This window comes from Pseudomonas sp. CM27, from assembly GCF_013179515.1.
Classification (GTDB): domain Bacteria; phylum Pseudomonadota; class Gammaproteobacteria; order Pseudomonadales; family Pseudomonadaceae; genus Aquipseudomonas.
On the sequence record NZ_JABMCN010000057.1, the window covers coordinates 1 to 26,904 of the forward strand.

The 26,904-nt window shown below is 61.9% G+C and carries 28 protein-coding genes; 16 read left to right on the plus strand and 12 right to left on the minus strand.

The window, feature by feature from the left end:
• Positions 1 to 146: 146 nt before the first annotated feature.
• The 3 genes from HP547_RS09600 to betC form a co-directional block, all read right to left on the minus strand.
• Complete coding sequence (locus tag HP547_RS09600; RefSeq protein ID WP_172286168.1) at positions 147 to 1,712, minus strand: SulP family inorganic anion transporter; 1,566 nt, start codon at positions 1,710 to 1,712, stop codon at positions 147 to 149.
• Between the two features lie 115 nt (positions 1,713 to 1,827).
• Positions 1,828 to 2,757 (minus strand): choline ABC transporter substrate-binding protein, encoded by a 930-nt coding sequence (choX, locus tag HP547_RS09605; protein ID WP_172286169.1) that lies wholly within the window; start codon positions 2,755 to 2,757, stop codon positions 1,828 to 1,830.
• Positions 2,758 to 2,771: 14 nt separating this feature from the next.
• Entirely contained in the window at positions 2,772 to 4,289 is a 1,518-nt protein-coding gene (gene betC / locus HP547_RS09610; protein WP_172286170.1) for a choline-sulfatase, read from the minus strand.
• A gap of 108 nt (positions 4,290 to 4,397) precedes the next feature.
• Between betC and HP547_RS09615 the strand changes: the two genes are divergently transcribed.
• Complete coding sequence (locus HP547_RS09615; RefSeq protein ID WP_172228915.1) at positions 4,398 to 5,297, plus strand: LysR family transcriptional regulator; 900 nt, start codon at positions 4,398 to 4,400, stop codon at positions 5,295 to 5,297.
• Positions 5,298 to 5,418: 121 nt separating this feature from the next.
• On the plus strand, positions 5,419 to 5,751 hold the full coding sequence (locus HP547_RS09620; RefSeq protein WP_172286178.1) for a DOPA 4,5-dioxygenase family protein: 333 nt from the start codon (positions 5,419 to 5,421) through the stop codon (positions 5,749 to 5,751).
• A gap of 120 nt (positions 5,752 to 5,871) precedes the next feature.
• Here HP547_RS09620 and trpA read toward each other — a convergent pair whose 3' ends face one another.
• Together trpA and trpB are read right to left on the minus strand one after the other, a co-directional pair.
• On the minus strand, positions 5,872 to 6,681 hold the full coding sequence (gene trpA / locus HP547_RS09625; protein ID WP_172228919.1) for a tryptophan synthase subunit alpha: 810 nt from the start codon (positions 6,679 to 6,681) through the stop codon (positions 5,872 to 5,874).
• Positions 6,678 to 7,895 carry a tryptophan synthase subunit beta gene (trpB, locus tag HP547_RS09630; protein ID WP_172228921.1) on the minus strand — a complete coding sequence of 406 codons (1,218 nt, stop codon included), beginning with the start codon at positions 7,893 to 7,895 and terminating at the stop codon, positions 6,678 to 6,680. The genes trpA and trpB overlap by 4 nt, the downstream gene beginning before the upstream one ends.
• A 110-nt stretch (positions 7,896 to 8,005) precedes the next feature.
• On the opposite strand from trpB, the gene HP547_RS09635 reads away from it, so the two are divergent.
• Positions 8,006 to 8,902 (plus strand): LysR family transcriptional regulator, encoded by an 897-nt coding sequence (locus HP547_RS09635; RefSeq protein ID WP_172228923.1) that lies wholly within the window; start codon positions 8,006 to 8,008, stop codon positions 8,900 to 8,902.
• Here the strand turns inward: HP547_RS09635 and HP547_RS09640 are convergent.
• The gene (locus HP547_RS09640; protein WP_172228925.1) at positions 8,899 to 9,222 is read right to left on the minus strand and encodes a YqjD family protein; all 324 of its coding nucleotides are present in this window, start codon (positions 9,220 to 9,222) and stop codon (positions 8,899 to 8,901) included. The genes HP547_RS09635 and HP547_RS09640 overlap by 4 nt on opposite strands.
• A gap of 150 nt (positions 9,223 to 9,372) precedes the next feature.
• Between HP547_RS09640 and HP547_RS09645 the strand changes: the two genes are divergently transcribed.
• Entirely contained in the window at positions 9,373 to 9,588 is a 216-nt protein-coding gene (locus tag HP547_RS09645; RefSeq protein WP_086976505.1) for a dodecin, read from the plus strand.
• A 100-nt stretch (positions 9,589 to 9,688) separates the two neighbouring features.
• Entirely contained in the window at positions 9,689 to 9,910 is a 222-nt protein-coding gene (locus HP547_RS09650) for a DUF1161 domain-containing protein (protein WP_172228927.1), read from the plus strand.
• Positions 9,911 to 9,947: 37 nt separating this feature from the next.
• On the opposite strand, the gene HP547_RS09655 is transcribed toward HP547_RS09650, so the two are convergent.
• Positions 9,948 to 10,952: an LLM class flavin-dependent oxidoreductase gene (locus HP547_RS09655; RefSeq protein WP_172286171.1), complete on the minus strand. Its 1,005-nt coding sequence runs from the start codon at positions 10,950 to 10,952 to the stop codon at positions 9,948 to 9,950.
• 152 nt (positions 10,953 to 11,104) lie between these two features.
• Here HP547_RS09655 and HP547_RS09660 point away from each other — a divergent pair, with 152 nt between their 5' ends.
• Positions 11,105 to 11,530, plus strand: a complete 426-nt coding sequence (locus tag HP547_RS09660; protein ID WP_172231976.1) for an OsmC family protein — start codon at positions 11,105 to 11,107, stop codon at positions 11,528 to 11,530.
• Between the two features lie 73 nt (positions 11,531 to 11,603).
• Positions 11,604 to 11,837, plus strand: a complete 234-nt coding sequence (locus HP547_RS09665; RefSeq protein ID WP_172231979.1) for a DUF1161 domain-containing protein — start codon at positions 11,604 to 11,606, stop codon at positions 11,835 to 11,837.
• Positions 11,838 to 11,873: 36 nt separating this feature from the next.
• On the opposite strand, the gene HP547_RS09670 is transcribed toward HP547_RS09665, so the two are convergent.
• Together HP547_RS09670 and HP547_RS09675 are read right to left on the minus strand one after the other, a co-directional pair.
• Positions 11,874 to 12,287, minus strand: a complete 414-nt coding sequence (locus tag HP547_RS09670) for a hypothetical protein (protein WP_172231982.1) — start codon at positions 12,285 to 12,287, stop codon at positions 11,874 to 11,876.
• 55 nt (positions 12,288 to 12,342) lie between these two features.
• Positions 12,343 to 12,756 (minus strand): hypothetical protein, encoded by a 414-nt coding sequence (locus HP547_RS09675; RefSeq protein ID WP_172231985.1) that lies wholly within the window; start codon positions 12,754 to 12,756, stop codon positions 12,343 to 12,345.
• 85 nt (positions 12,757 to 12,841) lie between these two features.
• Between HP547_RS09675 and HP547_RS09680 the strand changes: the two genes are divergently transcribed.
• Positions 12,842 to 13,915 carry an aminopeptidase gene (locus HP547_RS09680; RefSeq protein WP_172286179.1) on the plus strand — a complete coding sequence of 358 codons (1,074 nt, stop codon included), beginning with the start codon at positions 12,842 to 12,844 and terminating at the stop codon, positions 13,913 to 13,915.
• Between the two features lie 132 nt (positions 13,916 to 14,047).
• On the opposite strand, the gene HP547_RS09685 is transcribed toward HP547_RS09680, so the two are convergent.
• Together HP547_RS09685 and HP547_RS09690 are read right to left on the minus strand one after the other, a co-directional pair.
• A complete protein-coding gene (locus HP547_RS09685; RefSeq protein ID WP_172286172.1) occupies positions 14,048 to 14,698 on the minus strand; it encodes an HAD family hydrolase in 651 nt (216 codons plus the stop codon).
• A gap of 114 nt (positions 14,699 to 14,812) precedes the next feature.
• Positions 14,813 to 15,361, minus strand: coding sequence for a gamma carbonic anhydrase family protein (locus HP547_RS09690; RefSeq protein ID WP_172226539.1), 549 nt, complete (start codon positions 15,359 to 15,361; stop codon positions 14,813 to 14,815).
• Positions 15,362 to 15,427: 66 nt separating this feature from the next.
• Here HP547_RS09690 and prlC point away from each other — a divergent pair, with 66 nt between their 5' ends.
• The 6 genes from prlC (at position 15,428) to HP547_RS09720 (ending at position 23,791) form a co-directional block, all read left to right on the plus strand.
• Positions 15,428 to 17,515 (plus strand): oligopeptidase A, encoded by a 2,088-nt coding sequence (gene prlC / locus HP547_RS09695; RefSeq protein ID WP_172286173.1) that lies wholly within the window; start codon positions 15,428 to 15,430, stop codon positions 17,513 to 17,515.
• Positions 17,512 to 17,793: a YheV family putative zinc ribbon protein gene (locus HP547_RS09700; RefSeq protein WP_172226545.1), complete on the plus strand. Its 282-nt coding sequence runs from the start codon at positions 17,512 to 17,514 to the stop codon at positions 17,791 to 17,793. The genes prlC and HP547_RS09700 overlap by 4 nt, the downstream gene beginning before the upstream one ends.
• Before the next feature lie 104 nt (positions 17,794 to 17,897).
• A complete protein-coding gene (locus tag HP547_RS09705) occupies positions 17,898 to 19,907 on the plus strand; it encodes a M3 family metallopeptidase (RefSeq protein ID WP_172286174.1) in 2,010 nt (669 codons plus the stop codon).
• Positions 19,908 to 19,987: 80 nt separating this feature from the next.
• Complete coding sequence (locus HP547_RS09710) at positions 19,988 to 21,046, plus strand: PA0069 family radical SAM protein (protein ID WP_172226550.1); 1,059 nt, start codon at positions 19,988 to 19,990, stop codon at positions 21,044 to 21,046.
• A 302-nt stretch (positions 21,047 to 21,348) separates the two neighbouring features.
• Positions 21,349 to 22,068 carry a carbonic anhydrase gene (locus HP547_RS09715; RefSeq protein WP_172226553.1) on the plus strand — a complete coding sequence of 240 codons (720 nt, stop codon included), beginning with the start codon at positions 21,349 to 21,351 and terminating at the stop codon, positions 22,066 to 22,068.
• 190 nt (positions 22,069 to 22,258) lie between these two features.
• Entirely contained in the window at positions 22,259 to 23,791 is a 1,533-nt protein-coding gene (locus tag HP547_RS09720; RefSeq protein WP_172286175.1) for a SulP family inorganic anion transporter, read from the plus strand.
• Between the two features lie 133 nt (positions 23,792 to 23,924).
• On the opposite strand, the gene HP547_RS09725 is transcribed toward HP547_RS09720, so the two are convergent.
• Entirely contained in the window at positions 23,925 to 24,566 is a 642-nt protein-coding gene (locus HP547_RS09725) for a hypothetical protein (protein WP_172226559.1), read from the minus strand.
• A gap of 368 nt (positions 24,567 to 24,934) precedes the next feature.
• Between HP547_RS09725 and coxB the strand changes: the two genes are divergently transcribed.
• Positions 24,935 to 26,062, plus strand: a complete 1,128-nt coding sequence (gene coxB, locus HP547_RS09730) for a cytochrome c oxidase subunit II (RefSeq protein ID WP_172286176.1) — start codon at positions 24,935 to 24,937, stop codon at positions 26,060 to 26,062.
• A gap of 43 nt (positions 26,063 to 26,105) precedes the next feature.
• Positions 26,106 to 26,904 (plus strand): cbb3-type cytochrome c oxidase subunit I (locus HP547_RS09735; RefSeq protein WP_172286177.1); only part of this gene is annotated, 799 nt, incomplete at its 3' end.

A 26,904-nucleotide genomic window follows, 5' to 3' on the forward strand; every position in this document is an offset into this window, starting at 1 on the left:
GGAAAAGTGCGATGAATCAATTTGCGATTCTGTACGGAGATCGGTTCATCAGGCCAACCTGGTGAAATCAAGGCCTGCCGGGCGGCAGGCCATTACCGGCCCGCACACAAAAAACCTGACACTCCCGCGCAAAGCGGCCCCACGGCTCACTCCTCAAACCGTATCGGACACAGCGCCACCCCTTCCAGCTTCTGCAACTCCTCGATCACCTGCGGCCTGGCCCGATGCAAGGTCAGGCTTCCGCCAGAGCGCATCAACCGCCGCGCCTCGCGATGCAACATATCCACACCCGAGTAGTCGATAAAATTCACCTGCCGCGCATCGATCACCACATGCGGCCCCTGGCAGCGCTGCAAGCGCACCTGCAGGTAATGCGCCGCGCCAAAGAAGATCGACCCGCCCACCCGCAGCACGTCCGCTTCCCCTTCACGGCTCTGCTGCACCCGTGGCCGTGAGGTTCGCTTGAGGTAGAAGAACAGCGAAGCCAGCACCCCGGCATAAATTGCTGTCTGCAACTCCAGCAGCAGGGTCGCCGCCGCTGTCAGCAGCATGACCAGAAACTCCGAGCGGCTGACGCGGAACAATGCCCGAATCCCCCGATGGTCAACCAGCCCCCAGCAGATCAGCAGGATACTCCCGGCCATGGCCGGGATCGGCAGGTGCGCGATCAGCCCTGCCCCGGTAACCGCGAACAAGGCCACCCACAGTGCCGAAAACACCCCGGCCATGGGCGAGCGGGCGCCTGCCTCATAACTCAGGCCCGAGCGGGTGAAGGACCCGGCAGACAAATAACCCGAGAAAAAAGCCCCGGCGATGTTCGACAGGCCCTGTGCACGTATTTCCTGATCAGGGTCGATCAGCTGTTCAGAGCGTGCCGACAGCGAGCGGGCAATCGACAGGCTGGTCACCAGCCCCAGCATGCCCACCGCCACGGCGCTGGGCAGCAGGCGCAGCATGAGTTCCAGGTCCAGCAACGGCAGCGGGCTGAAGGGCGGAAGCTGCCCGGTGAAGGCTGCCACCCGCGGCACATGGCCAAACCAGCCTGGCAGCAGCCAGGCCACCACGCTGACCAGAATCAGACTTATCAACAGGCTGGGCCATCGTGGGCGCCAAAGCTTGCACGCTATGCCGATCGCTACAGTAGCCAGGCCCAGGGCCAGCGCTGGCCAGTCGACCTCACCGGCATGGCTGGCCAGGTCCTGCACGGTTTTCAGCGCCGTGGCCTGGCTTGGCAGGTTCATGCCCAGCAGGTTGGGCAGCTGGCCCAGGGCGATGACGATGGCCGCGCCGAGCGTGAACCCCAGCACGACGGAGTGGGAAACAAAATTGACCAGTGCGCCGAAGCGCAACAGCCCCAGCAGTAACTGGAAGATGCCGCCGAGGAACGTCAGCAGCAGCACCAGGGTGACGTAATCGCTGCTGCCGGCCACGGCCAGCGGGCTGATGCTGGCGTAGAGGACGATGGAAATGGCGGCAGTCGGGCCGCAGATCAGGTGCCAGGACGAGCCCCATAGGCAAGCGATCAGCACTGGCACGATGGCGGCGTAGAGGCCGTATTCGGCGGGCAGGCCGGCGATCAGGGCATAGGCGATGGACTGCGGCAGGGCGAGGATGGCACCGCTCAGGCCTACCAGCAGGTCCTGGCGCAGGCTGCGGCCCGATTGGCGGGGGAGCCAGGAGAGGAAGGGCAGCAGGTGAGTGAGGCGATGCATGGGTTATCCACATTCCTTAAGTTGCACTGTCCCTCTGTGGGAGCGGGTTCACCCGCGAATGCGTCGGTAGCCTCACTGCCGCATTCGCGGGTGAACCCGCTCCCACAGGATTGGTTTACAGCTTGGTTTTTACTGCTTCGTTAGCATCCCCGCCACTTTTGGTAGTCACCCCAGCCAGCCATCCTTCCAGCAATTCAGGGTGCGCCTTTACCCAGGCCCTGGCCGCGTCATCGAAACTTATCTTCTGGTCCACAACCTCGGCCATGATGGTGTTTTCCATGTCCAGGGTGAACTTCAGGTTACCCAGCAGCTTTGCCGCGTTCGGGCAGGCTTGTGGATATCCTTTGCGCGTCAGGGTGAAAACCTCGCCCTTGCTGCCGAACCATTTTTCGCCGCCAGTCAGGTAATGCATCTTCAGCTTCACGTTCATCGGGTGCGGTGTCCAGCCGAGGAAGGTAATGAACTGCTGCTTCTTGGCCGCACGGTCTACCTGGGTGAGCATCGCCTGTTCGCTGGATTCCACCAGCTTCCATTGGCCGAGATTGAATTCATTGTTGTCGATGATCTGCTTCAGCGAGAGGTTGGCGGGCGCGCCAGAACCGATCCCGTACAGTTTCTTGTCGAACTGATCGGCATGTTTCTGCAAGTCGGCGAAGTCCTTCACCCCCGCGTTCCACACATAGTCGGGCACCGCCAGGGTGAACTCGGTGCCTTCCAGGTTGCGCGACAGCTGCTGCACGTCGCCATTGGCAATGAATTTGTCATGGAACCCCTGGTGCGCCGGCATCCAGTTGCCGAGAAAGGCATCGATCCGGCCATCCTTGAGTCCGCCGTAGATGATCGGCACGGCCAGGCTGTCGATTTTTACCTGGTAGCCCAGGCTTTCCAGCAACAGGCGGGCTATGGCATTGGTCGTGGCGATGTCGCTCCAGCCGGGGTCGGCCATTTTCACGGTGCTGCATTGCGCGTCGCTGTCGGCGGCATTGGCCGTAACGGCGGCCAGGCTAAGGGCCAGGGCTAACACGGTGGCGGGGAACTTGTGCATGGCGGCCTCTCTTCTCAATCCATGGGTGCGGGCTGTGGATAACGTGCCTTGCGCTCGAGGTCATCGAGATCGATATGGTTGCGCATGTACTGTTGGCTGGCGTCCACCAGCGGTTGGTGGTCCCAGCTTTTCAGCTTGCCGATGGCCAATGCCTCGGCCACCAGGCGGCGTCGGCGCTGGCTGGCGAGAACCTGCTGGCGCAGACTGGGGATATCCCAACGCTGCCTGGCTTCATCGGCAAATGCCTGCAGCAGCGCTTGGTGGTCCGGGCTGCCGGTGAGGTTCTCCCGCTCGTTCGGGTCGCGGCGCAGGTCATAGAGTAGCCATGGGTCGTCTTCGCTGTACACGAACTTGTACGGCCCGCGGCGGATCATCATCAGCGGGCCGACAGTGCCTTCTGCCATGTACTCGCCGATCACTTCGTCGTGGCCGCCCTGCCCTTGCAGGTGGCCGAGCAGCGAGCGACCGTCCAGGTGCAGGTGGTTATCCACAGCCCCGCCGGCCAGTTCGACCAGGGTTGGCAGCAGGTCGCAGGTCGAGACCGAGGCGCCGATCCGGGCGGGGGCAAAGCGTTTCGGCGCGTGGATCAGCAGCGGTACCCGTGCCGACATCTCGAACCAGTGCATCTTGTACCAGAGGCCGCGCTCGCCAAGCATGTCGCCATGGTCACCGGAGAACACGATCAGCGTGTCGTCGGCCAGGTTGCATTCTTCCAGGGTCTGCAGCAACTGGCCGATGTTGTCGTCGATGTAGCTGCAGGCGCCGAAGTAGGCCCGGCGGGCGTCGCGAATCTTGTCCACAGGCAGCGGCTTGTTCCACAGGTCGAAGACCTTGAGCAGCCGCTGCGAGTGCGGGTCGAGTTGTTGCTGACTGAACTCGGCGCTTGGCATGGGGATATCCACACCTTCGTATCGGTCCCAGTAGCGTTTGGGGATGGTGTAGGGGTCGTGCGGGTGAGTCATGGATACCGTCAGGCAGAACGGCCGGCCATCATTTTCACGCACATGGTCGTACAGGTACTGACGGGCCTTGAACACCACTTCCTCGTCGAAATCCAGCTGGTTGGTGCGCACGCACGGGCCGGCCTGCAGCACCGAGGCCATGTTGTGGTACCAGCTTGGGCGCACGTCGGGTTCATCCCAGTTCACCGCCCAGCCATAGTCGGCCGGATAGATATCGCTGGTCAGGCGCTCCTCGTAGCCGTGCAGCTGGTCGGGCCCGCAGAAGTGCATCTTGCCCGACAGTGCCGTGCGGTAGCCCATGCGCCGCAGGTAATGGGCATAGGTGGGTACGTCGGCCGGGAAATCGGCGGCGTTGTCGTAGGCACCGATACGGCTGGGCAACTGGCCGCTGACCAGGGTGAAGCGCGATGGCGCGCACAGCGGGCTGTTGCAGTAGGCCGAATCGAACACCACGGCATGCTCGGCCAGGCGGCTGAGGTGCGGCATCTGGATTGGCGAAGGGGCGTAGATCGGCAGCAAGGGTGCGGCCATCTGGTCGGCCATGATGAACAGGATATTCGGGCGCGTCATGCTGGCTTCCATCGTTGAGGATTATGCGAATCGCTTGCCTACCAAGATGCGACTGTGGATAACATGGGTAAAGCCCATGGCGGGCAATGACTGGGATTAGCCACACTTATGTTTGATCAGCTTGCGCAGGTGTCGCTGGATACCCTGCGGGTGTTCGAGGCCGCAGCGCGCCTGCGCGGCTTCACCGCAGCGGCCTTGGAGCTGGGCACCACACAGCCGGCGGTGAGCCAGCAGGTAAAGCGTCTGGAGGCGCAACTGGGTACGCGCCTGTTCGACCGAATTTATCGGGGCATCGAGCTGACCGAGGCCGGCCAGGTCCTGTTCGAACAGGTGCATCAGGGCCTGCAGGCCATGGACGACGGCATCGCCCTGGCCAGCGGGCGCGGCCAGCGCGAGGTGCTGCAGGTGGCCACTGACTTTGCCTTTGCCGCGTTCTGGCTGATGCCACGGCTGCAACGTTTTCACCAGGCTTATCCACAGGTGGATGTGAGCCTGGTCACCGGCGAGCGCAGCCAGGGCATGCTGCGCCCGGACATCGATGTGGCAGTGCTGTTTGGCGACGGGCGCTTTCACCAGGGCGAAAGCCGATGGCTATTCGATGAAGAAGTGTTCCCGGTTTGCAGCCCCCGGCTGATTCATGGCAAACCCTTGTCGGCCGTGGCTTTGCAACGTTTGCCATTACTGCATCTGAAGGGCGAGCTGGCCAGCCGCTGGTTCGATTGGGCTGGCGTGTTTCGCGGGTTTGGCGTAGCCAGCCCGCCGCCGGCGGGGCAACTGCGATTTGATAACTACACCTTGCTGATCCAGGCGGCGATTGCGGGCCAGGGGGTGGCGATTGGCTGGGGGCACCTGGTGGATGGGCTAGTCGAGCAAGGGCTGCTGTGTCGGCCGCTGGAGGGCAGTTTGCGCTCGGCCCGGGGGTATTATGTGGTGCTGCCACCGCGCAAGCGGCGTAGTGCGTTGATCGACCGGTTTGTGGGGTGGCTGGAGCATGAGCGCAGCCTTTGAGATGCCGGGGCCGCTTTGCGGCCCCGGCAATCCAGACTACCAAGTTAAGCTGTTCGCCCACCTTTTCAACACCATCGCCCCCAAGCAGGCGGTGATGGTTCGACCGCAATCAGGAGTTACCGTGCAGAGGATCAAGGGTTACCACGCCCACGTTTACTACGACGCATCGACCATGGAGCAGGCCCGGGAACTGTGCGAGGAGGCGGCGCGGCTGTTTCCGGTGACCATGGGGCGCATGCACCAGAAACCGGTAGGGCCACACCCGGACTGGAGCTGTCAGCTGGCGTTCGGGCCAGAGGTGGTTGGGGTGGTGTTGCCTTGGCTGGCGCTGTACCGGAAGGGGTTGGTGGTGTTCATGCACCCGGAAACCGGGGATGAACTGGCGGACCACCGGGATCATGCGATCTGGATGGGGGCTGTGCGGCCTTTGGATCTGTCGATCTTCGGGGGCTAGGGTTGTGTAGCCTGTACTGGCCTCTTCGCGGGGGCGCCCGCTCCCACAAGGACGGCGCAGCCCATTAGAGCGGCGCGGTCCCTGTGGGAGCGGGCATGCCCGCGAAGCAGGCGGCGCGGATCAGCGCCGGGCGCCGCGCACCCCTTCAGCCAGTGCCGAGCACAGGCTCAATACCTCGTTCACCGCCTGATCGGCAGTCTTGGCCTGGGCAATCTTGTCGACCAGCGCCGACCCCACCACCACGCCATCTGCCAGGCGGGCAATATTCGCCGCCTGCTCTGGCGTGCGAATGCCGAAACCGACGCTGATCGGCAAATCGGTATGCCGGCGCAGGCGGGCAATGGCCTCGGTGACGTGCTCGGTGGTTGCCGAGCCGGCCCCGGTCACACCGGCCACCGACACGTAGTAGACAAACCCGGAGCTGCGCTCCAGCACGCGCGGCAGGCGCGCATCGTCGGTGGTCGGGGTGGTCAGGCGGATGAAGTCGATGCCGGCAGCCTGCGCCGGGGTGGCCAGTTCGGCGTCATGCTCTGGCGGCAGGTCGACGATGATCAGGCCATCGACACCTGCTTGCTTGGCATCCTCCACGAACTTGTCCACGCCAAAGCGGTGGATCGGGTTGTAGTAGCCCATCAGCACGATCGGCGTGGTCTGGTTATCTACCCGGAATTCGCGAACCATCTGCAGGGTCTTGGCCAGGGTCTGGCCGGCTTCCAGGGCGCGTAGGGTTGCCAGCTGGATGGCCACGCCGTCGGCCATCGGGTCGGTGAACGGCATGCCCAGCTCGATCACGTCGGCGCCAGCGGCTGGCAGGCCCTTGAGGATCTGCAGCGAGGCGTCGTAGCCCGGGTCGCCTGCGGTGACGAAGGTGACCAGTGCCGAGCGGCCTTCGGCCTTCAACTCGGCGAAGCGTTGTTCAAGACGGCTCATGCCTGTTTCTCCTGGGCGGCCATGTGGCTCATGACGGTTTGCATGTCTTTGTCGCCGCGGCCCGACAGGCACACGACCATCAGGTGATCCTTGGGCAGCTTCGGTGCGCGCTTGATGGCTTCGGCCAGGGCGTGCGAGCTTTCCAGGGCCGGGATGATGCCTTCCAGGCGGCAGCAGGCGTGGAAGGCGTCCAGGGCTTCGTCGTCGGTAATGCTGACGTACTCCACGCGCTTCACTTCGTGCAGGTAGGCGTGCTCCGGGCCGATGCCCGGGTAGTCCAGGCCGGCGGAAATCGAGTGGGCATCGGTGATCTGGCCGTCTTCGTCCTGCAGCAGGTAGGTGCGGTTGCCGTGCAGCACGCCTGGCACGCCGCCGTTCAGGCTGGCTGCGTGCTTGTCGGTGTGCACGCCGTGGCCACCGGCTTCTACGCCGATGATTTCTACGCTCGGCTCTTCGAGGAACTCGTGGAACAGGCCCATGGCGTTGGAGCCGCCGCCGACGCAGGCAACCAGGCTGTCTGGCAGGCGACCTTCCTTCTCGTGCAGCTGGGCGCGGGTTTCCTTGCCGATGATCGACTGGAAGTCACGCACCATGGCCGGGTACGGGTGTGGGCCGGCTACGGTGCCGATCAGGTAGAAGGTGTCTTCGACGTTGGTGACCCAGTCGCGCAGGGCCTCGTTCATGGCGTCCTTCAGGGTGCCGGTGCCGGCGGTGACCGGAACGATCTCGGCGCCCAGCAGCTTCATGCGGAACACGTTGGCCTGCTGGCGCTCGATGTCGGTGGCGCCCATGTAGATCACGCAAGGCAGGCCGAAGCGCGCGGCCACGGTGGCAGTGGCCACGCCGTGCATGCCGGCGCCGGTCTCGGCGATCAGGCGTTTCTTGCCCATGCGCTTGGCCAGCAGCACCTGGCCGATGCAGTTGTTCACCTTGTGCGCGCCGGTGTGGTTGAGCTCTTCACGCTTGAAGAAAATCTTGGCGCCGCCACAGTGCTCGGTCAGGCGCTCGGCGAAGTACAGCGGGTTGGGGCGGCCGATGTAGTCGCGCTGGAAGTACGCCAGCTCTTCGAGGAACTTGGGGTCTGCCTTGGCCGCTTCGTATTCGCGGGCCAGGTCCAGCACCAGTGGCATCAAGGTTTCGGCCACGTAGCGGCCGCCGAACGAGCCGAACAGGCCGTTGGCGTCGGGGCCGGGGCGGTATTGGGACTGGGTCATGGGTCGCTCCAGGGCGTAATGAATGAGTGATGGGCTTTACTGTAAACAGGGCAAGGCCGGCTGAAAACCGATAAGATTGCGAACACTTGTCAGAAAAACTCACAGGTATCATGGCCCACGACCTCCCTCCCCTGAATGCCCTGCGAGCCTTCGAGGCGACCGCCAGGCTAAACAGCGTCAGCCAGGCAGCCGAAGCGCTGCATGTCACTCATGGTGCAGTCAGCCGGCAGATCAAAGTGCTGGAAGAGCACCTGAGCGTTGCGCTGTTCGTGAAGGATGGGCGCGGCATCAAACTCACAGATGCCGGTGTGCGCCTGCGTGACGCCAGTGGCGAAGCCTTCGACCGCCTGCGCAGCGTGTGTGCCGAACTGAGCCGTGATGTCAGCCAGGCCCCGTTCGTGCTGGGCTGCTCGGGTAGCCTGCTGGCGCGCTGGTTCATCCCGCGACTTGGGCGGCTACAGGCGGACTTGCCCGAATTGCGCCTGCACTTGTCGGCGGGTGAAGGCGACCTCGACCCGCGGCGACCGGGGCTTGATGCGCTTCTTGTGTATGCCGAGCCGCCGTGGCCGGCGGACATGCAGGTGCATGTACTGGCAGAGGAGCGTATCGGGCCGGTGCTCAGCCCGCGTTATGCCGGCTTCGAGCGTTTGCAGGATGCACCCCCCAAGGCCTTGCTGGGTGAGGCCTTGCTGCACACTACCTCGCGCCCGCAGGCCTGGCCGACCTGGGCGCTGGAACAGGGGTTGGAACCGGCGGCCATGCAATACGGGCAAGCCTTCGAGCACCTGTATTACCTGCTGGAAGCTGCCGTGGCCGGACTAGGTGTGGCGATTGCGCCGCAACCGCTGGTCGCCGATGACCTGCGTGCGGGCCGCTTGAGTGCACCGTGGGGCTTTTCACCGACGCCGGCGGCGCTGGCTCTGTGGGTGCCCAGGCGCGCCGCAGATGGGCGCGCCGAGCAGTTGGCCCAGTGGTTGCGTGCCGAGCTGGCACGCCAAGGCGCTTAGTTGCGTTTGGTCAGCAGGTAAGCCGCCAGCAGGCCCAAGGCGCCGATGGCAACGCCGGCGGTGGTGTACGGGTGTTCCTGAGCGTAATCACGGGTGGCGATGCCGGTTTGGCGGGTGCGTTGCTTCACTTCCTCGTAGGCGTCGCTCAGCAGGCTGCGCGAATGACGAAGGGCGCTCTCGGCGTTGCTGCGGATTGCCTTCACCGACTTCTGGGATTCTTCCGATGCATCGTGCTTGAGGTTCTCCAAGCTTTTCAGAAGGCTCTCGATCTCTGCTTCCATGCTTTCCAGGGACGTTTTACGCAGCGAGTTGCGGTGCATGTTGACTCTCCTTTGCAGTATGGGCTGTAAGGGTTGCGACCTGCCAACTGCGGGAAAGTGCGATCGAACTTTAGCGCTTGCTGACGGCTCGCAGGTAAACCAGGCCTGCGCTGCTAGGCTCAATCTCACTGTCATCCAAGGAGAGCACTCATGACCGATCATCACACCTACAAGAAGATCGAACTGGTAGGGTCCTCGCCCACCAGTATCGAAGATGCGATCAACAACGCCCTGGCCGAAGCCGGCAAGAGCATCAAGCATCTGGAGTGGTTCGAAGTGATCGATACCCGTGGCCACATCCGCGACAACAAGGCGGCGCACTTCCAGGTCACGCTGAAGGTCGGCTTCCGTATTGCCAACAGCTGAAACACCAGCGGGCTGGATGATTCCGGCGTGATGCGGTATTACGAAGAGGGCGCCTTGGCTGGCGCCCTTTCTGATTTCATCTGCACAAGGAAAGCGAATGATGAACAAACTGATTCTGGCGCTCGGCCTGATGACCCTGGCCGGCGGTGCGCTGGCAGCAGGCAAGCCGTGTGAAGAGCTGAAGGCGGAAATTGCGGCCAAGCTGGATGCCAAAGGGGTCAAAGGCTACAAGCTTGAGATCGTCAACAAAGGCGACCCCGCGGGCAAGGTGATCGGTAGCTGCGAGGCAGGGACCAAGGAGATTGTGTACCGCCGCGGCTGATGTGCTGGCTTCTTCGCGGGCAAGCCCGCGAAGACGGTCACGCGGTCTTGAGGGCCTGCGCCAACAGTTCATAGGACCGGATGCGGTCCGCATGCTCATACAGGTCACAAGTGAAGATCAGCTCATCCGCGCCGGTCTGCTCCAGCAGCACTTCCACCTTGGCTCGCACCTTCTGCGGGCTGCCGATCATCGCCAGGCCCAGGAAACTGCTCACTGCATCGCGCTCATGGGGCAGCCACAAGCCATCCATGGTTTCTACCGGCGGCTTCTGCATCAGGCTCTGGCCGCGAATAAGCGCAAGGATTCGCTGGTACACGGAGGTGGCCAGGTACTCGGCCTTCTCATCCGTTTCCGCCACCACCATGGGAATGCCCAGCATCACATACGGCTTGTCCAGCGTGGTGGAGGGCTTGAAGTGGTTGCGGTATACCCGGATGGCCTCGTGCATGTAGCGCGGCGCAAAATGTGAAGCAAAGGCGTAGGGCATGCCGCGCATGCCGGCCAACTGCGCGCTGAACAGGCTGGAGCCGAGCAACCACATCGGTACGTCGGTGTCGTGGCCCGGTACCGCGATCACTTTCTGATCATCGGTGCGCGGGCCCAGGTAGCGCGACAATTCCTCGACATCGTCGGGAAAATCGTCGGCACTGCCCGAGCGTTCGCGGCGCAGGGCATGAGCGGTCATCTGGTCGGAGCCCGGCGCGCGGCCCAGGCCCAGGTCGATACGGCCAGGGTACAGGCTGGCCAGCGTGCCGAACTGCTCGGCGATTACCAGCGGCGCATGGTTGGGCAACATCACCCCACCAGAACCCACACGAATGCTCGAGGTGCCACCGGCCAGGTAGCCAATCAGCACAGAGGTGGCCGAACTGGCGATGCCGTCCATGTTGTGGTGCTCGGCCACCCAGAAGCGGTTGTAGCCAAAGCGCTCGACGTGTTGTGCCAGGTCTAGCGAGTTGCGCAGTGACTGCGCCGGGCCGGCGTCGGCACGCACCGGTACCAGGTCGAGGGTGGAAATCTTCAGGTCACGCAGCTGCGTCATGGAGCCTCCGCAAAGGTGGTTGGCCAACGGCCTTTTGAACTCTGTATGGGCATATTCGGCAGATTCAATGTTTGCCGTGCGATTGGTCTGAACTTGCCGTAGGCGGCTGGCCTCTGAACTCATACGCATGTAAACCACGACCAGGAGGCATCATGAAAAAGACAGCATCGGCGATCTGGCAAGGTGGCCTGAAGGATGGCAAAGGCCTGCTTTCCACGGAAAGCGGCGCGCTCAAGCAGAACCCGTATGGCTTCAACACCCGTTTCGAAGGTTCGCCCGGCACCAACCCGGAAGAACTGATCGGCGCGGCGCATGCCGGCTGTTTCTCGATGGCGCTGTCGATGATGCTCGGCGAAGCGGGGCTGACCGCAGAGCGGATCGATACCGCTGCCGAGGTGACGCTCGACAAGCTGGCAGATGGCTTTGCCATTACCGCCGTGCATCTGGTGCTCAGGGCCAAGGTGCCTGGGGCAAGTGAGGCGCAGTTCCTGGAAATCGCCAACAAGGCCAAGGAAGGTTGCCCGGTGTCCAAGGTATTGAACGCCAAAATCAGCCTGGATGCCGCCCTGGTGGGCTGAAGCGGTGCAACAGGGGCAGTTTGCGGTAGTCTAAACAGCGTCGGCAGCACGCTGCCCTTTGAGGAGCCGTTCCATGATCCGCGTAGCAATCGCTGTATTGGCTTCCCTGGTTGCCACCTCTGCGCTGGCGGCGGTCAAGCCGTGCGAAGAGCTCAAAGCCGAGATCGAGGCAAAGATCCAGGCGCAGGGGGTTGCCTCTTATACCTTGGAAATCGTGCCGAACAGTGAGGTCAAGGACCAGAACATGGTGGTCGGGACTTGCGATGGCGGCACCAAGAAGATCATTTATCAGAAGAATGATCGCTAGGTTCGCAATCCTGGGGATGCAATGCAGCCCCAGGATTCACGGAATGCAGAACACTTCGCTCGGCTCGTTCACCACCACCGTGCGGCTTGCGTCGTACAGCAGCACTTGCGGCTGCATGACTGGCGCCCGCGCTTCCAGGCGATAGCGCTCTCCAGCCTTGAAGTCGTCAAAACGCACGGTCAGGTAGCACGTACGGTCCCTGGGCTCGGACATGATCCCGCCCGAGTAGATTTCATAATCGAAACGCACCACCAGTTCGTGCTTGCCCGGCGTCACCTGAAAGTAGCGGCCGTCCTCCAGGCGCTTGCCGTCCAGGCGGTCGGCCATGATCACCCTGCCCGGGGTCATGGTGTAAAGGTCGATCCACGCTTGCTTGGGGTCGACGGGCGGCAAGGGGCTGGCGCAGGCCCCCAGTGCACTGAGGGCGATCAGCATCATGGGCTGGCGCATGGCAAAACTCCCACTTGCGATTTACACCCTACAAGCATAGCGCCGTTTGCGTGGCTCAGGTGCGCTGGCAGCCCGCCGGCAGGCCTTGGCCAAGCAGTCTTTGCTGGTGGTCATAGAGTTTGATCCAGGGCCGGAAGCCAATGCTGCCAGCATGCAGCTGATAACGCTGCCCGGCGCTGAAGTCCTTGAAGGTCAGCTTGACCTGGCAATCGCGCCACAGCGGCTCGTCGACCGGGCCGATATTGCTGGGGGTGACCGGGAACTGGTAACGCACGGTCAATTCATGGCTACCAGGTTGTACCTCGAAGTAGCGGCTGTCAGCCCAGTCGCGTTCGTCGACCTGCACGGCGTCCAGCGAGCTGTTTTCGTAGGGTGTAAGGTCGATCCAGGCCTGATTCGGGTCTGCGTCTGGCAGGGTCGAACAGGCGGAAATCAGCAGCAGTGAACCGGCGACCAGCAATGCACGCATGGCGAAACTCCCCCTTGGCGAGATAGTCTTGGAGCGAATCGACCTTGAGCGAGTCAGACAGTCCCGGATGCTTCGACTTTTTCTTGTGCAGCGCTCAGGCCATCGGGCACTCGACCGCGTTTTCACCCGATTGGTTCCGCTGCTGGCGACGCTTCTGCTGAACGGTTGCAGCGGTGCTGCCTACTATGGGCAGTTGGCCGAGGGCCAGTGGCAGCTGCTGCGGGCGCGGCAACTCGTGGAGCAGGTAGTGGCCGACCCGACCACGCCGGCGAAATTGCGTGCGCATCTGCAGCATGCCGAGCAGGCACGGGTTTTTGCCAGCCAGCATTTGAAACTGCCGGACAATCGCAGTTATCGGGTTTATGCCGACCTCGGCCGCCCGTATGTGGTGTGGAATGTCTTCGCCACGCCAGAGCTGTCGTTGCAGCCAGTCACGCACTGTTTTCCGATTGCAGGATGCGTGGCGTACCGCGGGTATTACCAGCAGGGTGCGGCACGTGGCGCGGCGGCGCTGATGCGCCAGAACGGCCTGGATGTGTATGTGGGTGGGGTTGAAGCGTATTCGACCCTGGGCTGGTTCGATGACCCGATACTGTCGTCGATGGTGGGCTGGGGGGACGAGCGGCTGGCCACGCTGATCTTCCATGAACTGGCCCACCAGCGTTTCTACGTGCAGGACGATACCGAGTTCAACGAGTCGTTTGCCTCCTTTGTCGAGCAGGAGGGAACCCGGCAATGGCGCTTGGCGCGTGGGCTGGCGCCGGTTGGCGGGGACCAGGGGCAGCAGCGTGACGAATTCATCCGCTTGGTATTGGCCAGCCGTGAACGGTTGCAGGCGATCTATGCCGGGCCGTTGGATGATGGGCACAAGCGCCTGGCCAAACGGGCGGAGTTCGAGCGGCTGAGGCGGGAATACCGGCAGGTTCGGGATGGTCAGTGGGGCGGGGACAAGCGCTATGACACCTGGATATATGGGCCGATGAACAATGCCAAGTTGTTGCCATTCGGGCTGTATGACCAGTGGGTGCCGGCGTTTGCGGCGGTGTTTCGCGAGGTTGATGGGGATTGGGGGCAGTTTTATCAGCGGGTTGAGCAACTGGGGAAATTGCCGATTGCAGAAAGGAAAGTGGCGTTGCAGCGGTTGATGGTAAGCCTTTGAGATTACGGGGCCGCTTTGCGGCCCATCGTCGGCAAGCCAACTCCCACAGGGACCGCACAGGATTTGCGATGGATGCAGTACCTGTGGGAGCTGGGCTTGCCGGCGATGGGCTGCAAAGCAGCCCCATGGCTATCAAGCCTTGACGAATGCCTGATGCATCTCGGCCAAGGTGGCAAAGTGGAATGCCGGCTCCTGCGCCACCAACTCCTCCTGGCTACCAAACCCGTACCCCACAGCCACTGCCTGCACGCCATTGCTGCGGGCGCCGATAAGGTCATGCTTGCGGTCGCCGATCATCAGCGTCTGCGCCGGGTCCAGACCTTCTTCAGCCAGCAGGTGGCGAATCAACTCGACTTTGTTGGTGCGCGTGCCGTCCAGCTCACTGCCGTAGATCACCTTGAAGTGATGGTCGAAGGCGAAGTGACGGGCGATTTCGCGGGCGAACTCCCACGGTTTGGAGGTGGCGATATACAGAGTGCGGCCTTGGCCGTTCAAAGCCTCGAGCAGCTCGGGCACGCCCTCGAACACCAGGTTTTCGTACAGGCCGGTGACCCGAAAGCGCTCCCGGTAGAAGTTCACCGCATCCCAGGCCTTGGCTTCGTCGAAGCTGTAGAACTGCATGAACGCCTGCAGCAGCGGTGGGCCGATGAAGTGTTCGAGGCGGGCCAGGTCCGGCTCGTCGATGCCCAGTTTGGCCAGCGCGTACTGGATCGAGCGAGTGATGCCCAGGCGCGGGTCGGTCAGGGTGCCGTCGAGGTCGAACAGGATGTTTTGCTGATGCATGTACGGGGTTCCACTTGAGTTCTCTGTGGCCAGCATTCGCGGGTAAACCCGCTCCCACTGGGCATCACAGGGGCTGAGGTATCCCTGTGGGAGCGGGTTTACCCGCGAATGCGGTCATTCAGGTTGATCGTAGCCTTCGGCCAGATGCTGGTCCTTGAGCTTCACATAGTTGCCGGCGCTGTAGGAAAAGAATGCGCGTTCATTGTCGTTCAGCAGCCGGGCCTGCTTCACCGGGCTGCCCATGTACAGGTAGCCACTGACCAGGCGCTTGCCCGGCGGCACCAGGCTGCCAGCGCCGATGATCACTTCGTCCTCGACAATGGCGCCGTCCATGACAGTGCTGCCCATGCCAACCAGGATGCGGTTGCCGAGGGTGCAGCCATGCAGCATGACTTTGTGGCCGATGGTTACTTCATCGCCGATGATGAGCGGGTAGCCGTCCGGGTTGAACGGGCCGGCGTGGGTAATGTGCAGCACGCTGCCGTCCTGCACGCTGGTACGGGCGCCGATGCGGATGCGGTGCATGTCGCCGCGGACCACGGTCAAGGGCCATACAGAGCTGTCTTCACCGATTTCCACGTCGCCCAGTACTACCGCCGAACGGTCGATGAAAGCCCGTGGTCCAACTTTCGGAGTGTGTTGCTGGAAGCTTCGGATGGCCATGATAGCGTCTCTCATCTGTGCCGATAGGCAGGCTGCCTGCTGCGGTCGGCGTCGATTGTAATTAAGATGGGGAAGTGTTTCTTCTGCCAAGGTATCCGAACCGTGAGTGCGAACAACCCGCTTCTGCAATCCTACGATCTGCCGCCCTTCTCGCAAATCCGTGCCGAACACGTGTTGCCGGCGATCGAAGCGATCCTGGCCGACAACCGTAAAGCCATTGCCGAGATCCTCGAAAACCAGGGCAAGAACCCCACCTGGGCCGGCCTGGTGCTGGCCATGGACGAACTCAATGACCGCCTGGGCGCTGCCTGGAGCCCGGTCAGCCACCTCAATGCGGTGTGCAACAGCGCCGAGCTGCGCGAGGCCTACGAGTCCTGCCTGCCAGCATTGAGCGCCTACTCTACCGAACTGGGCCAGAATCGTGCGCTGTTCGAAGCGTACCAGGCGCTGATCGCCAGCCCGGAAGCCGACGGTTTCGACGTGGCGCAAAAGACCATTCTCGAGCACGCCTTGCGTGACTTCCGCCTGTCGGGTATCGACCTGCCGGCGGACCAGCAGCAGCGTTATGCCGAGGTGCAGAGCAAGCTCAGCGAGCTGGGCAGCCGCTTCTCCAACCAGCTGCTGGATGCCACCCAGGCCTGGACCAAGCACGTTACCGACGAAGCCTCGCTGGCCGGCCTGACCGATTCGGCCAAGGCGCAGATGGCTGCCGCAGCCCAGGCCAAGGGCCTCGACGGCTGGTTGATCACCCTGGAATTCCCCAGCTACTACGCGGTGATGACCTACGCCAGTGACCGCGCCTTGCGCGAAGAGCTGTACGCCGCCTATTGCACCCGCGCTTCGGACCAGGGCCCGAATGCCGGCCAGTTCGACAACGGCCCGGTGATGGAGCAAATCCTCGACCTGCGCCAGGAGCTGGCACAGCTGCTGGGCTACAAGAACTACGCCGAGCTGAGCCTGGCCACCAAGATGGCCGAGTCCGGCGACCAGGTGCTTAGCTTCCTGCGTGACCTGGCCAAGCGTTCCAAGCCTTTTGCCGCCCAGGACCTGCAGCAGCTTCAGGCGTACGCCGCCGAGCAGGGTTGCCCTGAGCTGGCCAGCTGGGACGCCGGTTACTTCGGCGAGAAGCTGCGTGAACAGCGCTACAGCGTGTCGCAGGAAGCGTTGCGCGCCTACTTCCCGATCGACAAGGTGCTGGGCGGCCTGTTCAGCATCGTGCAACGCCTTTATGGCATCGAAATCGCGGAGCTCAAGGGCTTCGACACCTGGCACCCGGACGTGCGCCTGTTCGAGATCAAGGAAAACGGCCAGCACGTGGGCCGCTTCTTCTTCGACCTGTACGCCCGCGCCAACAAGCGTGGCGGCGCCTGGATGGACGGTGCCCGCGACCGTCGCCGTACCGCTGCCGGCGAGTTGCAGAGCCCGGTGGCCAACCTGGTGTGCAACTTCACCCCGGCCGCCCCAGGCAAGCCGGCGCTGCTGACCCACGATGAAGTCACCACCCTGTTCCACGAGTTCGGCCATGGTCTGCACCATATGCTGACCCGCATCGAACATGCCGGTGTATCCGGTATCAACGGCGTGGCCTGGGATGCGGTCGAGCTGCCAAGCCAGTTCATGGAAAACTGGTGCTGGGAGCCAGAAGGCCTGGCGTTGATCTCCGGCCATTTCGAAACCGCTGCCGCCCTGCCCCAGGACTTGCTGGACAAGATGCTGGCGGCGAAGAACTTCCAGTCCGGCATGATGATGGTGCGCCAGTTGGAGTTCTCGCTATTCGACTTCGAGCTGCACGCCAGCCACGGTGACGGCCGCAGCGTGCTGCAGGTGCTCGAAGGCGTGCGCGACGAGGTGTCGGTCATGCGCCCGCCTGCTTACAACCGCTTCCCCAACAGCTTCGCGCACATTTTTGCTGGTGGGTACGCAGCAGGCTACTACAGCTACAAGTGGGCCGAAGTGCTGTCGGCTGACGCCTTCTCGCGCTTCGAGGAAGAAGGCGTGCTGAATGCCGAGACTGGCCGTGCCTTCCGTGAAGCGATCCTGGCCCGCGGTGGCTCGCGCGAGCCAATGGAGCTGTTCGTCGACTTCCGTGGCCGTGAACCTTCCATCGATGCGTTGCTGCGTCACTGTGGCCTGAGCGAGGCTGCGGCAGCATGAGCGAGGTAGTTGTGAACAAGACCAAGAAGCGCTTTATCGCCGGGGCGGTATGCCCGGCGTGCAGCGAGCCGGACAAGCTGATGATGTGGAACGAGGACGGTGTCCCGCACCGTGAGTGCGTGGCCTGCGGCTTCACCGATACGCTTAACGAGCAGGGCCTTTCCGTGCCCAAGGAGCTGGGTACCCGGGTCAATCACCTGGCGCCGAAGGCGGCGCCGGCCAAGGTGCAGACTGTGCAGTTCTTTCCGAACCCGAAGTTGAAAAAACCGACCGAGTGACGGGTTTCAGGCCACCTGCAATGGGTGGTAGATGTTGCGCGCCGTGGTTGCGAAAGAAAGCCGGATATTCCTGGCCTTCTTTCGCAATCGTAAAGGCCGGCACCATGAACGTTCTGCTGAATTCCCAACAGCTGCTGAATTACGAGCAAACCACTCCCGAGCTCGCTCTGGCAGCAATCCAGGCCAGTGTTGCTCGCTACCAGCAAGGTATCGAGCGAGTCATAAAGCACCAGGCTGATCTCCCTACCTGGGACGACCTCGTGCTTGCCGTAGATGAACTTGATGCTGACTTGCAAGGTGCATTCTATGCCTTCCTGCCTATGGCCGACCGCGATCAGCAGTGGCAGGACGTGATGGGCCAGGCGTTTGGCGAAGTTGAAGCGTGTTTCACCGACAAGTTCAAGAACCTTGAGCTTTACACCCTGTACAAGCGTCTGACCGACAGCGCTATCGGTCAGAACCTGGATACTCAGAAGAAGGCTACCTTGACCCTGATTCTCAAGGAGTACCACCGCGGGGGCGTGCTGTTGAGCAGCGAAGTCAAGGTGCAAGTACAGGCGCTGGAGGCACAGCTTCAGGCGCTGATTGGCCAGTTTCAGTACAACTTCACTGATTCTGTATCGTCCCTGTCGGTACATGTCGAAGACAAGGGGCGGCTGACGGGTCTGCCCGACTACCTGGTCACCCAGTTGGAAGACAATGCCAAGGCGGCATCGCTCGCGGGCTGGTTGATCACCTGCGACCTCGCCAATTTTACTACTGTGTTGAAATACGCCGAGGACAGATCACTTCGTGAAGATATCTACCGCGCCTACCTGACCCGTGGCGCCAGTGACACTAAGACTGACAACGGTGCTGTCATTCAGAAAATCGCCGAAGCCCGCAGTGACAGGGCCCGATTGTTGGGCTTTGACAGCCACATGGCATTCAGCCTGGCCAGCAAAAGCATCGGCACTGTTGCTGATTTGCAGACGTTTCTTGGAGGGCTGGAGCAACGTATCAAGCCTGTTATCGAGGCTTCAAACAGCCGACTGCATAGCCTGGCTGCCGAGCAAGGCATTGATCAGATCATGCCGTGGGACGTGGAGTACCTGCATGAGGTTGGTCGCGGTGGCGAACGCGCGCTCACCGAAAGCCAGATGCAGGAATACTTCCCGCTCGAAACGGTGGTTGCTGCTCTGATTGATTTAGCCAGGCACTTGTTTGGTGTGCAGCTGAAAAAAATTGACGACCCCAAAGCCTGGCACCCAAGTGTGAGCGCCTTCGAGGTCATCCAGGACCATGCCTCCTTGGGCTACCTTTATCTCGATGCTCTCCTGCATGAATACAAGCAGCCAGACACTGTGCAAACCCTTGCCTACAGGCATAGACGTACAGATGCAGAGGGGCGGTACCATGGTGCAGTGGTGGCGATGATCAGCGATGTACGCATGGGTACCGACGGGGTTCCTCCGCTGCTTGATCACTTGGCGCTGAGAAAGCTGTTCCACGAGTTTGGCCATGCGTTGCATTCACTGCTGGTGCGCACGAGCAACCATGTCTTGTCCGATATTCGCCGGCTCGGCAACGATGGCGTTGAGGCAGCCGGCAAACTGTTCGAATGCTGGGTATGGGATGCCGACTACCTCGCCAGCATCTCCGCTCATCATCAATCTGGCCAGCGGCTGGAGGTGGCAGCCTTGCGCTCGCTTCTTGTGCAATTGCGGGCCGACCATAGTCGCGCCTGTGCCAGGACCTTGAGCCTGTCGCTTCTCGATTTCGACTTGCACCTGACACCTCGGGATGGCCGCAGCCTTGATGACCGAGTTCGGGATGCCAATAACCGCGCGGGGCGCTGGCCGCTGGCCGGGTTCGAAAAGCCGCTGCACGGCTTCGACTACCTTGTGGCGGGTTACGATGCCGGGTTCTACGCCTATCTCTGGGCCGATGCTCATGCCTGGGACCTGTTCACACGTTTTGAGTCAGCAGGGCTGCTTGACGCAGCAGCCGGAAGGTCGCTGCTTGAAACATTCTTCGAGCCCGCCGCCTCGCGACCATTCGCCCAGAGTCACGAAGCATTTCTCGGGCGGCCCTTGGACAATTCGCGGTTTTTGAAGCACAACGGGCTGCTTTGATGCCCGTCTGATGACCAGTGGTGCTGGAGAAAACGCTGCCATGTGATTACTGTATGTAAATACAGTATGAGGCTCAAGCCATGTTCACTCCAGCACCCCGGAAAGGTCGCGGCACTGCGCATAATCCGCATAACCGCTTTGCGTTGCACCATTCGACGGCTGAGGACGATGGTTGGTATCAGGAGGTGCCGGCGACCCAAGGGACCGAAGTGCGAATCGAGACTGCCAAGACAGTCATCAGCCGCAACACTTCTCCCGATTTGCCCTTCGATCGCTCCATTAATCCGTACCGGGGTTGCGAGCATGGCTGCATCTACTGCTACGCTCGTCCCTCGCATGCATACTGGGACCTTTCCCCGGGCCTGGATTTCGAGACCAAGCTGATCGCCAAGACCAACGCTGCCGAGGTGCTTGCCCAGCAATTGAGCAAGCCGGGCTACGTTTGCGCGCCGATCAATCTGGGCTCCAACACTGACCCGTACCAGCCCATCGAGCGTGAGCACTTGCTGACCCGGCGTCTGCTTGAAGTGCTGCTGCGTTTTCGCCACCCGGTCACCATCGTTACCAAAGGTTCGTTGGTGCTGCGCGACCTTGATCTGCTGGCCGAGATGGCACGGCAACGGTTGGCGAAGGTAATGATCAGCCTGACCACGCTGGACGATGACCTGAAGCGGGTGCTGGAGCCACGTGCGGCGTCACCCTCAGCACGGCTGCGGGCGATTCGGGTGTTGCGCGAGGCGGGTGTACCGGTTGGGGTGTTGTGCTCGCCCATGATTCCGATGATCAATGACAGTGAACTGGAGCGCTTGCTGGAGGCAGCCAGAGAGGCGGGTGCTCAGAGCGCGGCCTACATGATGTTGCGCCTGCCGCTGGAGGTGGCGCCGTTGTTCGAGCAGTGGTTGCAAGACCATTACCCGCAGCGGGCCGCGCATGTACTGAGCCTGATCCGCCAGAGCCGGGGCGGCGAACTGTATGACAGCCGGTTCGGCGCCCGCATGCGCGGTGAAGGCGTGTTTGCCGAGTTGCTGGCGCAGCGGTTTGCCAAGGCCATGAAACGCCTGGAGTTCGAGGGGCGGGAGGCGCAGGCGCTGGATTGCTCTGCGTTCTGTGTACCCGGTGGGCAGATGGCCCTGTTCTGATATTCGGATCCTGCCCAGGCCCTGCTCTTTGCTCACAACCCAACTAATAGCAGCCAATAACGACGCTAATACATATTGGCAGTTGATGTTTTTTTGCTATTATCCAGTTCCCGCCTATTTCATCTGGAACACCCGTTCTAGAGCCTGCGAATTAAGTTTCAGTTAAGTTTCCCCCGCTAGCGTAGGAAATCAGTCCACACCGACTGTGATCTATGGCCCGTGCGTGTCATCTAAATCCCTGCATAGCCAGAATCTTTCACCGGTAAAATGGATTTACCTACACACCGTCAAGAGGATGAATCATGCCCGTCAAGGACCCATCCAAGGCCGTACCGCAGGTCCCCGCGGAGAGCGCCGATGCCGCCCTGAAGCACATTGTCGATGGCTTTCTGCGCTTTCACCATGACGTCTTCCCCGAACAGCAACAGCTGTTCAAGAAGCTCGCCACTGCGCAAACACCACGCGCCATGTTCATCACCTGCGCCGACTCGCGCATCGTCCCCGAGCTGATCACCCAAAGCTCGCCAGGCGACCTGTTCGTGACCCGTAACGTGGGTAACGTGGTACCGCCTTACGGCCAGATGAACGGCGGCGTTTCCAGCGCCATCGAATACGCCGTGCTGGCACTGGGCGTGCACCACATCATCGTCTGCGGCCACTCCGACTGCGGCGCCATGCGTGCCGTGCTCAATCCGCAATCGCTGACCAAGATGCCGACCGTTTCTGCCTGGTTGCGCCACGCTGAAGTAGCTCGCACCGTTGTTGAAAACAACTGCTCTTGCGGCAGCGAACACGAAACCATGCAGGTGCTGACCAAGGAAAACGTCATCGCCCAGCTGCATCACCTGCGTACCCACCCTTCGGTGGCCTCGCGCCTGGCAGCCGGTGAGCTGTACATCCATGGCTGGGTGTACGACATCGAGACCAGCAAGATCGAAGCTTACGACGCCGCCAGCGACAGCTTCCTGCCCCTGGCTGCTGGCGAGCCGGTCCCCTGCGCTACTCCGAGAGGCCGCTACTAAGCGACCCGTCCACAACTAGAACCTTGATAGCCGGCCGCACCCTGCAGGGTGTGGCGCGGCCTTCGGCTGCCCTGAATTCCCTGACTGCCGTGCCGGCATTTTCGCTGGCGGGCTGCGCCTGCGCGCTTGTCAGGGGCCAACGTGCCCACGGCCAGAGGAACGGCCGTGCGACAAAAAAAGGAGATACACGGTGAACATTACACAGTTGAAAGCGGCCCTGCCGCGAGAGTTGCTGGCGTCGGTAGTGGTCTTTTTGGTGGCCCTGCCCTTGTGCATGGGTATCGCCATTGCCTCCGGCATGCCGCCGGCAAAAGGCTTGATTACCGGCATTATCGGCGGCGTTGTCGTAGGTTTCCTTGCAGGTTCGCCGCTTCAGGTCAGTGGTCCGGCTGCCGGCCTTGCGGTGTTGGTGTTCGAGCTGGTGCGCCAGCACGGCATGGCCATGCTCGGGCCGATCCTGCTGCTGGCCGGGGTATTGCAGTTGCTGGCTGGCCGCCTGCGGCTGGGTTGCTGGTTTCGGGTTACGGCGCCTGCAGTGGTTTACGGCATGCTGGCCGGCATTGGCGTGCTGATCGTGCTGTCCCAGGTACATGTGATGTTCGACACGGCGCCACAGCCGTCGGGCCTGCAGAACCTGCTGGAGTTCCCGGCTACCCTGGCCGCCGCCCTGCCGCAGGAAAGCGCAGGCTCAGGCTGGATGGCCGGTGCGCTGGGACTGGCTACCATCGTCATCATGTGGGGCTGGGAGCGCCTGCGGCCGCAGCGGCTGCGCTTTGTGCCAGGCGCCTTGCTGGGTGTGGCGGCGATGACCGCCATCGCCATGTGGCTGGCGTTGCCGGTGAACCGCGTGCAGGTGCCGGCAGACTTGTCCGAAGCCATCGACTGGCTGCGCCCGGATGACCTGATGAAGCTGGCCGACCCTACGCTGTTGGTCGCCGCTTTTGCCCTGGCGTTCATTGCCAGCGCTGAAACCCTGCTGTCGGCGGCGGCAGTCGACCGAATGCACAGCGGCCAGCGCTCGGACTTCGACCGTGAGTTGTCCGCACAGGGCATCGGCAACATGCTCTGCGGGATTCTCGGTGCATTGCCGATGACCGGGGTGATCGTGCGCAGCTCGGCCAACGTCCAGGCAGGTGCACAGACGCGGGCTTCGGCGATCTTCCATGGCCTTTGGTTGCTGGCGTTCGTGGTGGTGTTGAGCAGCGTGCTGCAGCAGATCCCGGTGGCGAGCCTGGCGGGGGTACTGGTGTTTACCGGGGTCAAGCTGGTCGACTTCAAGGCGTTTCGTGGTCTGGGTCGTTATGGCCGCATGCCGATGTTGACCTACGCAGCGACTGCGCTAGCGATCATCTTCACCGACCTGCTGACCGGGGTGCTGTTGGGCTTCGCCCTGACCTTGCTCAAGCTGGCGTTCAAGGCGGCGCGGCTGAAAATCAATTTGGTCAGCCTGGAGAAGGCCGGGCACATGGAGCTGCGGCTCAGTGGTGCGGCCACGTTCCTCAAGGTGCCGGCGCTGACCCAGGTGCTGGACGGTGTGCCGGCGGGGACCACGCTGCATGTCCCGCTGGGCAACCTGAGCTATATCGACCACTCGTGCCTTGAGTTGCTGGAGGACTGGGGGCGCAGCAATGCAGCCCATGGGTCGCGGTTGCTGATCGAGCAGCGGCGGTTGAAACGGCGCATCGAGGGGCGGTTGCGGACTACGGCGGGGGTTGGGGCCTAAAGCCGGAAGTTTTGTATCGCCTGAACTGGCCTCTTCGCGGGTAAACCCGCTCCCACAGGTTCAACACAGGTTTAAAGGCCGGTGCAGTACCTGTGGGAGCGGGTTCACCCGCGAAAAGACCGGGACAGGAGTATCAGGCCGGTTGACCCAGCTCAACACCCAGCTGGCGCGACAGGCATGGCCAGCGTTTCCAAGCCTCACCCGTTGCCGGGCTGCTCAATTTCTCGCGGTATGCCTCTACCGATTCCACCGCAAAGCTCTGCTCATTGAGCATCTCATCCACCGAGTGGTGCACCACTTCATCCAGCTGGTTGGCAAATTCTTCGCCGATCAACTGGTGAGCAATCAGGTTGGCCATGGTGGTATCGAACGGAATCAGCGGCTGCTGGAAGTGACGGATGTACAGGTCGTTCACCTCTTCCACCAGCCGGTGCGCCAGATACGCCTCATCCAGCAGGCAGTCCAGGCCGACATGCCCGTCCATGACCTCTGGCGGCTGCAGGAAATAGGCCTCGGCAATTTTCAGTACAGGTTTGATCTGCGATTCGATCCCTGCTTCCAGGGCAACCTCGTGGGCAGCCTCGAGCAGTTCCGGGACCTGTTCGATGTAGGCGCTGACGAAGCGCGCCAAAGTACCCTGGGCGTCCTGCTCAGGCAGTTGGATCGAGGGGTGCAGGTGCGGCAGTTGCAGCTCGAGACGCGCTTTCAATTGGCCGGTCTGGCCTTCGTGTTGATGGGCTTGGCTTACCTGCTCGCGTACAGCAGCGATGTTCATGACAACTCCAGGGACATTACGTTTCAAACGGAAGACACTAAATTAGCTCGGTATACAGAATACCTAAGACGTATTTGTTATAAGTCGCGCAAACGTGTGCATCCTCAGGCATATCGGGTGGCCATTATTGGGCCATAGCCTATCAAACACGCGCTTTTCCGGGCATCTGGCCATTTGGTGAAGTTCATTTCACTGGCTTCATTGCGTGCCATTGGTCGCTGACTATACTCCCGATGAACGTGATTCGTTGATGAGGCCCAGCTGCTTTTGCAGGGGCTCGGTCGTCGAAGCCAGGTAGTCTTGACCGCCGTTCCCTCTTGCCGCAGGCCACGCCTCCGGGACAACAAGAACGAGAAGGGGAACCCGCAATGATGCGACATCCACATGTCTGGATGGGCCTCCTGTTGTGGTCGGTTTTTGGTCAGGCCAACGCAGCCTGGACCGTGAACATGCACCCGGGGGCGACGGAGGTCTCCAACGCCGTCTTCGATCTGCATATGACCATCTTCTGGATCTGCGTGATCATCGGCATCGTGGTGTTCGGCGCGATGTTCTGGTCGATGGTGGTCCACCGCCGCTCTACCGGCCAGCAGGCCGCGCACTTCCACGAGCACACCTGGGTGGAAATCCTCTGGACCGTGGTGCCCTTCCTGATCCTGGTGGTCATGGCCATTCCGGCGACCAAGACCCTGATCGACATTTACGACGCCAGCGAATCGGACATCGACATTCAGGTCACCGGCTACCAGTGGAAGTGGCATTACAAATACCTGGGCCAGGATGTGGAGTTCTTCAGCAACCTGGCCACCCCTGCCGAGCAGATCCACAACCAAGCCCCCAAGGACGAGCACTATCTGCTCGAAGTGGACCAGCCTCTGGTGCTGCCGGTGGGCGCCAAGGTGCGCTTCCTGGTGACTGCCGCCGACGTGATCCACTCCTGGTGGGTGCCAGCCTTTGCGGTCAAGCGCGACGCCATTCCCGGCTTTGTCAACGAAGCCTGGACCCGCATCGAGAAGCCCGGCATCTACCGCGGCCAGTGCACCGAGCTGTGCGGCAAGGATCACGGCTTCATGCCGGTGGTGGTCGAGGTCAAGTCCAAGGCTGATTACGACACCTGGCTGGGCGAGCGCAAGGCCGAGGCCGCCAAGCTCAAGGAGCTGACCAGCAAGGAATGGACCCTGGAGGAACTGGTGGCACGTGGTGACAAGGTCTACCACACCACCTGCGTGGCCTGTCACCAGGCCGAAGGCCAGGGCCTGCCACCGATGTTCCCGGCGCTCAAAGGCTCGAAGATCGCCACCGGGCCGAAGGAAGGCCATCTGAATATCGTGTTCCACGGCAAGCCCGGCACAGCAATGGCCGCTTTCGGCAAACAGCTGTCGGAAGTCGATCTCGCCGCAGTGGTCACCTACGAGCGCAACGCCTGGGGCAACAACAAAGGTGACATGGTCACGCCGAAGGACGTGCTGGCGCTGAAGCAGGCGCAAGCCAAGTGAACCGGGTTACTCGCGGCAATCAATGGGTTGCAGGAGACAGGACATGAGTGCAGTGATCGACGACCACGCCCACGGCGATGACCACGCGCACGGCCCGGCCAAGGGCCTGATGCGCTGGGTGCTGACCACCAACCACAAGGACATCGGCACCCTGTACCTGTGGTTCGCCTTCTTGATGTTCCTGCTGGGTGGCTCGTTCGCCATGGTGATTCGTGCCGAGCTGTTCCAGCCCGGCCTGCAGATTGTGGAGCCGGCGTTCTTCAACCAGATGACCACCATGCATGGGCTGATCATGGTGTTCGGCGCGGTGATGCCGGCCTTTGTCGGCCTGGCCAACTGGATGATCCCGCTGATGATCGGCGCGCCCGACATGGCCCTGCCGCGGATGAACAACTTCAGCTTCTGGCTGTTGCCGGCGGCCTTCCTGCTGCTGGTCTCGACGCTGTTCAGCCCGGGTGGCGGGCCCAACTTCGGCTGGACCTTCTACGCACCGCTTTCCACTACCTACGCACCGGCCAGCGTCACCTTCTTCATCTTCGCCATTCACCTGATGGGCATCAGCTCGATCATGGGCGCGATCAACGTGATCGCCACGATCCTCAACCTGCGTGCACCCGGCATGACCCTGATGAAAATGCCGCTATTCGTCTGGACCTGGCTGATCACCGCGTTTCTGTTGATTGCGGTAATGCCGGTGCTGGCGGGCGTGGTGACCATGATGCTGATGGACATTCATTTCGGCACCAGCTTCTTCAGTGCCGCAGGTGGCGGTGACCCGGTGCTGTTCCAGCATGTGTTCTGGTTCTTCGGCCACCCCGAGGTGTACATCATGATCCTGCCGG

What these genes read in the sequence shown, in the direction of transcription:
- HP547_RS09600 (WP_172286168.1), bottom strand. Translation starts at nt 1,712, where the DNA reads ATGCATCGCCTCACTCACCTGCTGCCCTTCCTCTCCTGGCTCCCCCGC.
- HP547_RS09690 (WP_172226539.1), bottom strand. Translation starts at nt 15,361, where the DNA reads ATGGCCATCCGAAGCTTCCAGCAACACACTCCGAAAGTTGGACCACGG.
- trpB (WP_172228921.1), bottom strand. Translation starts at nt 7,895, where the DNA reads ATGACCCAGTCCCAATACCGCCCCGGCCCCGACGCCAACGGCCTGTTC.
- HP547_RS09715 (WP_172226553.1), top strand. Translation starts at nt 21,349, where the DNA reads ATGCCCGTCAAGGACCCATCCAAGGCCGTACCGCAGGTCCCCGCGGAG.
- prlC (WP_172286173.1), top strand. Translation starts at nt 15,428, where the DNA reads ATGGGGAAGTGTTTCTTCTGCCAAGGTATCCGAACCGTGAGTGCGAAC.
- coxB (WP_172286176.1), top strand. Translation starts at nt 24,935, where the DNA reads ATGATGCGACATCCACATGTCTGGATGGGCCTCCTGTTGTGGTCGGTT.
- HP547_RS09660 (WP_172231976.1), top strand. Translation starts at nt 11,105, where the DNA reads ATGAAAAAGACAGCATCGGCGATCTGGCAAGGTGGCCTGAAGGATGGC.
- betC (WP_172286170.1), bottom strand. Translation starts at nt 4,289, where the DNA reads ATGACGCGCCCGAATATCCTGTTCATCATGGCCGACCAGATGGCCGCA.
- HP547_RS09615 (WP_172228915.1), top strand. Translation starts at nt 4,398, where the DNA reads ATGTTTGATCAGCTTGCGCAGGTGTCGCTGGATACCCTGCGGGTGTTC.
- HP547_RS09650 (WP_172228927.1), top strand. Translation starts at nt 9,689, where the DNA reads ATGAACAAACTGATTCTGGCGCTCGGCCTGATGACCCTGGCCGGCGGT.
- HP547_RS09670 (WP_172231982.1), bottom strand. Translation starts at nt 12,287, where the DNA reads ATGCGCCAGCCCATGATGCTGATCGCCCTCAGTGCACTGGGGGCCTGC.
- HP547_RS09655 (WP_172286171.1), bottom strand. Translation starts at nt 10,952, where the DNA reads ATGACGCAGCTGCGTGACCTGAAGATTTCCACCCTCGACCTGGTACCG.
- HP547_RS09645 (WP_086976505.1), top strand. Translation starts at nt 9,373, where the DNA reads ATGACCGATCATCACACCTACAAGAAGATCGAACTGGTAGGGTCCTCG.
- HP547_RS09685 (WP_172286172.1), bottom strand. Translation starts at nt 14,698, where the DNA reads ATGCATCAGCAAAACATCCTGTTCGACCTCGACGGCACCCTGACCGAC.
- choX (WP_172286169.1), bottom strand. Translation starts at nt 2,757, where the DNA reads ATGCACAAGTTCCCCGCCACCGTGTTAGCCCTGGCCCTTAGCCTGGCC.
- HP547_RS09675 (WP_172231985.1), bottom strand. Translation starts at nt 12,756, where the DNA reads ATGCGTGCATTGCTGGTCGCCGGTTCACTGCTGCTGATTTCCGCCTGT.
- HP547_RS09635 (WP_172228923.1), top strand. Translation starts at nt 8,006, where the DNA reads ATGGCCCACGACCTCCCTCCCCTGAATGCCCTGCGAGCCTTCGAGGCG.
- trpA (WP_172228919.1), bottom strand. Translation starts at nt 6,681, where the DNA reads ATGAGCCGTCTTGAACAACGCTTCGCCGAGTTGAAGGCCGAAGGCCGC.
- HP547_RS09725 (WP_172226559.1), bottom strand. Translation starts at nt 24,566, where the DNA reads ATGAACATCGCTGCTGTACGCGAGCAGGTAAGCCAAGCCCATCAACAC.
- HP547_RS09710 (WP_172226550.1), top strand. Translation starts at nt 19,988, where the DNA reads ATGTTCACTCCAGCACCCCGGAAAGGTCGCGGCACTGCGCATAATCCG.
- HP547_RS09665 (WP_172231979.1), top strand. Translation starts at nt 11,604, where the DNA reads ATGATCCGCGTAGCAATCGCTGTATTGGCTTCCCTGGTTGCCACCTCT.
- HP547_RS09640 (WP_172228925.1), bottom strand. Translation starts at nt 9,222, where the DNA reads ATGCACCGCAACTCGCTGCGTAAAACGTCCCTGGAAAGCATGGAAGCA.
- HP547_RS09705 (WP_172286174.1), top strand. Translation starts at nt 17,898, where the DNA reads ATGAACGTTCTGCTGAATTCCCAACAGCTGCTGAATTACGAGCAAACC.
- HP547_RS09700 (WP_172226545.1), top strand. Translation starts at nt 17,512, where the DNA reads ATGAGCGAGGTAGTTGTGAACAAGACCAAGAAGCGCTTTATCGCCGGG.